The following is a 4130-nucleotide window of genomic DNA, read 5'->3' as shown; positions in this document are numbered from 1 at the left end:
AGACCGTCGGCGGCCTGCTCGCGCAACGGCTCGGGCGCGTGCCGCTGCCCGGCACCGAGGCCGAGATCGCGGGCCTGCGCATGCGGGCCGAGGGCGGCAAGGACGAACGCGGCCGCATCCGGGTCACCACGGTGCTGGTGCGCCCCGTGCAGAAGGAGAGCGAAGAGAATGACTGACCTGGATCCCGAGAACGCCAAGCTCGTCACGCTCGCGCGGTCCGTACGCGCGCGCAACGGTGCCGCGGAGGGTGCGGCGGTGCGGGACCTCGACGGCCGCACGTACAGCGCTTCGACCGTCGCGTTGCCGTCGCTGAAGCTCACCGCGCTGCAGGCCGCCATCGCCGCCGCCGTGTCGAGCGGTGCCGAAGGTCTGGAGGCCGCGGTCGTCGTCACCGAGGCGTCCGGGGTGGACGTGGAGTCACTGGCGGCCGTGCGCGACCTCACGCAGTCCGGTCCTGTGTTTCTCGCGGACGCCTCCGGCGAGTTGCGCAAACAGTTTTAGGCGGGCGCTCCCATCAGCCCGAGCTGCATCATCATGCCCGCGGCGTCCGGGTGGGTGTGGAACTCCTTGATCTTTCCGTTCTCCGCCCTGAGGAAGTAGGTCCCGCGAGAGGTCACCGACTTGCCGGTTGGGGGGATCTCCATACCGCCCATGCTGAGCGTGCCGGTGTTGGTGCCGGTGAACTCGAGCTCGCAGGCGATCTGGTCGTCGGTGACGACCTTGTTGGTCGTGCGGATGTGCATGTCCGGGAACGCGGTGAACCAGGCCTGGGTGTAGGCGCGGGCCGCGTCCAGCGTGCGCATCGGGTCCGGGGTGGTGTCGTCGATCCAGACGAAGTCGTCTGCCAACAACTTCACGAAACCGTCGGTGTCGTGGCGATCCCACGCGCCGATGCCTTCGTCGTTCAGGCGCTCGAGGTCTTCTGTAGACATGTCGCATCTCCTTGTGCGCGAGCTACGAATGGAACGCGGGGGACGACGCCGTCAGCCTGCGCCCGTGCACCCGTCCGGACCAGTGCCGGAAGGCCCCGCGAAAGACCGTTTCCGGTCATGGGGGCAACGGAGAGATGGATGGTTACCGCTCGGCGGTGCGGGAAGGTCTGGAGGCCGCGGTCGTGGTGACCGGTTCGGGAACGCTCGACGAAGATTCGGTCAAAGCCGTTCGCGACCTGACTGCAAATGGCCCCGTATTCCGTGCAACCCAGACTGGGGAAATCGCAGAAGTGATCTGAACGCACGATTGACGGTGCGCAATTCCGTCCTAGGTTCGGTTGCGGGATAAATTCGCGACCAACCAGGGATGGTCATGAGAAAGCTCAGATCTGTTCTCGTCGCGCTGTCGTTGCTGTTCGCCGGTGCCGTGGCGACGGCACCGGCGCAGGCGGAAGTCCGCGTGCAGGCCACGACGGACAAGCTCACCGGCATGATCGTCGGCCACGAGCGTGGTGTCACCACACAGGCCTGGTCCGGCTGGGAGTCGCTGGGCGGCTTCCTGATCTCGGCACCCGCGGTCTCGTCGTGGGCGCCCGGCAGGCTCGACGTGTTCGCCGTCGGCCAGGACCACGCGCTGTGGCACAAGTGGTACGACGGCGGCTGGTCCAATTGGGAGTCGCTCGGCGGCTATTTGACGTCCGCGCCCGCCGCTGTTTCGTGGAGCAACGGACGAATTGATGTTTTCGGGCGCGGCAGTGACAACGCGCTGTACCACAAATGGTTTCAAAACGGCTGGTCCGGTTGGGAGTCGCTGGGCGGCTATTTGACGTCGGCTCCGGGTGCTTCTTCGTGGAGTGCCGGACGACTCGACGTGTTCGGGCGCGGCAGTGACAATGCGCTCTACCACAAGTGGTTCCAGAACGGCTGGTCCGGTTGGGAGTCGCTGGGTGGCGTCCTGAGCACCTACCCCGCGGCCGTCTCGTGGGGTCCCGGACGCATCGACGTGTTCGGCGGCGGCACCGACTACGCGATGTACCACAAGTGGTACGACGGCGGCTGGTCCGGCTGGGAGAGCCTCGGCGGCACGCTCACCTCGGGACCGGGCGCGTCCTCGTGGGCCTCTGAACGGCTCGACATCTTCGTCCGCGGCACGGACAACGCGATGTACCACAAGTGGTACCAGGGCGGCTGGTCCGGTTGGGAGTCGCTCGGCGGCGGCCTGATCTCCGGCCCCGCAGCGGTTTCCTGGTCCTCCGGCCGCATCGACACCTTCGTGATCGGCGGTGACAACGCCCTCTACCACAAGTGGTGGGCGTGATCAGCTAGCAGATTCCGGGACCGGCGACAACCTCGTTGCCGGTCCCAGGGACAATGGACGGATGGATGGTTACCGCTCCGGGTTCGCGTGTTTCGTCGGACGCCCGAACGCAGGGAAGTCGACGCTGACGAACGCGCTGGTGGGCACCAAGGTCGCCATCACGTCGAGCAAGCCGCAGACCACCCGGCACACGATCCGCGGCATCGTGCACCGCGAGGACGGCCAGCTCGTGCTGGTCGACACGCCGGGCCTGCACCGGCCGCGCACGCTGCTCGGCCAGCGGCTCAACGACCTCGTGCGCGAGACGTGGTCGGAGGTCGACGTCGTCGGCTTCTGCGTGCCCGCCGACCAGAAGGTCGGCCCCGGTGACAAGTTCATCGCCGCCGAGCTGGAGAAGGTCGCCAAGCGCACGCCGGTGGTCGGCATCGTCACCAAGACGGACCTGGTCTCGCAACAGCAGGTGATGGAGCAGCTGCTCGCGCTGCAGAAGGTCATGGAGTTCGCCGAGATCATCCCGGTGTCCGCGGTCGACGGCTTCCAGGTCGACAAGCTGAGCGACCTGCTGCTGCAGAAGCTGCCCGAGGGCCCGCAGCTGTTCCCGGACGGCGACCTGACCGACGAGCCGGAGCAGACGCTGGTCGCCGAGCTGATCCGCGAGGCCGCGCTGGAAGGCGTGCGCGACGAGCTGCCGCACTCCATCGCCGTGGTCGTCGAGGAGATGATGCCGCGCGAGGGCCGCGACGACCTGATCGACATCCACGCGTTCGTGTTCGTGGAGCGGCCGTCGCAGAAGGCGATCATCCTCGGGCACCGCGGTGAGCGGCTCAAGCAGGTCGGCATCACCGCCCGCAAGCAGATCGAGGCGCTCCTGGGTTCGCGGGTCTACCTCGACCTGCACATCAAGATCGCCAAGGACTGGCAGCGGGACCCGAAACAGTTGCGCCGCCTGGGGTTCTGATGGCGAACCTGTACCGCGACACCGGAATCGTGCTGCGCGTGCAGAAGCTCGGTGAAGCGGACCGGATCATCACCTTCCTGACCCAGCGGCACGGCAAGCTCCGTGCCGTGGCCAAGGGCGTGCGCCGCACGTCGTCGAAGTTCGGCGCGCGGCTGGAGCCGTTCTGCCACGTCGACGTGCAGTTCCACCCCGGCAGGTCGCTCGACATCATCACGCAGGTGCAGACGCTGGACGCGTTCGGCGTCGGCATCGTCAACGACTACCAGCGCTACACGGCCGCGTGCGCGATCTTGGAGACCGCTGACCGTCTCACCGCAGAAGAGGGCGAACCGGTCCTGCGGCTCTATCTGCTGGTGACGGGTGCACTGCGCGCGTTGTCCGCCGGCGAACGGGATCCGTCGCTGCTGCTGGACGCGTTCCTGATGCGCGCCATGGCGTTCGCCGGGTGGGCGCCCGCGGTCAACGAGTGCGCGAAGTGCGGCACTCCAGGACCGCACAGGGCGTTCAGCGTCCAGGCCGGTGGCACGTGCTGCCCGAACTGCCGCCCGGCCGGCTCGGCGTCGCCCTCCGCGGACACGCTGACGTTGCTCTCGGCGCTGCTGCACGGCCAGTGGGGAGTGGTCGACGAGATCCCGCACATCGCTCGCCGTGACGCGAGTGGCCTGGTCGCGGCACACCTGCAGTGGCACCTGGAACGGCAGCTCAGATCGTTGCCTCTGGTCGAGCGCAAGGCGAAGCCGGACGACGGCTAATCTGGCGGCCACCCGAAACTCAGGAAGGATGCCGAGTCCCATGCTGCGTCGTCGCCGCTCCGAGCGTGAGAAGCGTCGGCTGGTAACCCACGGCCGAAGGCATGCGGCCCAGCAGGGTCGACACCTCGGAACCGGCCTGGGTGAAGCGGAAGATGTTGTCGATGAAGAGC

General features: G+C 67.5%; 6 protein-coding genes and 1 pseudogene. 5 read left to right on the top strand and 2 right to left on the bottom strand.

Features of this window, described 5'->3' with window-relative positions; all coding sequences use genetic code 11:
- Positions 1-168: 168 nt before the first annotated feature.
- Positions 169-501, top strand: coding sequence for a cytidine deaminase-like protein (locus FXN61_RS47825; RefSeq protein WP_167980396.1), 333 nt, complete (start codon positions 169-171; stop codon positions 499-501).
- Here the strand turns inward: FXN61_RS47825 and FXN61_RS47820 are convergent.
- Positions 498-932, bottom strand: coding sequence for an ester cyclase (locus tag FXN61_RS47820; protein WP_167980395.1), 435 nt, complete (start codon positions 930-932; stop codon positions 498-500). The genes FXN61_RS47825 and FXN61_RS47820 overlap by 4 nt on opposite strands.
- Positions 933-1066: 134 nt before the next feature.
- Here FXN61_RS47820 and FXN61_RS47815 point away from each other — a divergent pair, with 134 nt between their 5' ends.
- From FXN61_RS47815 to recO, 4 genes are all read left to right on the top strand, one after another.
- Positions 1067-1231 (top strand): cytidine deaminase-like protein, encoded by a 165-nt coding sequence (locus tag FXN61_RS47815; protein ID WP_167980394.1) that lies wholly within the window; start codon positions 1067-1069, stop codon positions 1229-1231.
- A gap of 74 nt (positions 1232-1305) precedes the next feature.
- Positions 1306-2250, top strand: coding sequence for a PLL family lectin (locus FXN61_RS47810; protein ID WP_246293234.1), 945 nt, complete (start codon positions 1306-1308; stop codon positions 2248-2250).
- Between the two features lie 61 nt (positions 2251-2311).
- Entirely contained in the window at positions 2312-3208 is an 897-nt protein-coding gene (gene era / locus FXN61_RS47805; RefSeq protein WP_167980393.1) for a GTPase Era, read from the top strand.
- The gene (gene recO / locus FXN61_RS47800) at positions 3208-3960 is read left to right on the top strand and encodes a DNA repair protein RecO (RefSeq protein ID WP_167980392.1); all 753 of its coding nucleotides are present in this window, start codon (positions 3208-3210) and stop codon (positions 3958-3960) included. Before era ends, recO begins: the two co-directional genes overlap by 1 nt.
- Before the next feature lie 70 nt (positions 3961-4030).
- Here recO and FXN61_RS47795 read toward each other — a convergent pair.
- Positions 4031-4130 (bottom strand): annotated as a pseudogene (locus FXN61_RS47795) (hypothetical protein); the annotation flags it as partial.

The sequence above is a fragment of the Lentzea indica genome, assembly GCF_012184385.1.
In the GTDB taxonomy this organism is placed as follows: Bacteria; Actinomycetota; Actinomycetes; order Mycobacteriales; family Pseudonocardiaceae; genus Lentzea; species Lentzea indica.
This window is presented reverse-complemented; position numbering and strand designations above follow the sequence as displayed.

Bases quoted from the DNA above. Each gene is read 5' to 3' on its own strand.
- FXN61_RS47825 (WP_167980396.1), top strand. From the start codon at position 169: ATGACTGACCTGGATCCCGAGAACGCCAAGCTCGTCACGCTCGCGCGG.
- FXN61_RS47820 (WP_167980395.1), bottom strand. From the start codon at position 932: ATGTCTACAGAAGACCTCGAGCGCCTGAACGACGAAGGCATCGGCGCG.
- FXN61_RS47815 (WP_167980394.1), top strand. From the start codon at position 1,067: ATGGATGGTTACCGCTCGGCGGTGCGGGAAGGTCTGGAGGCCGCGGTC.
- FXN61_RS47810 (WP_246293234.1), top strand. From the start codon at position 1,306: ATGAGAAAGCTCAGATCTGTTCTCGTCGCGCTGTCGTTGCTGTTCGCC.
- era (WP_167980393.1), top strand. From the start codon at position 2,312: ATGGATGGTTACCGCTCCGGGTTCGCGTGTTTCGTCGGACGCCCGAAC.
- recO (WP_167980392.1), top strand. From the start codon at position 3,208: ATGGCGAACCTGTACCGCGACACCGGAATCGTGCTGCGCGTGCAGAAG.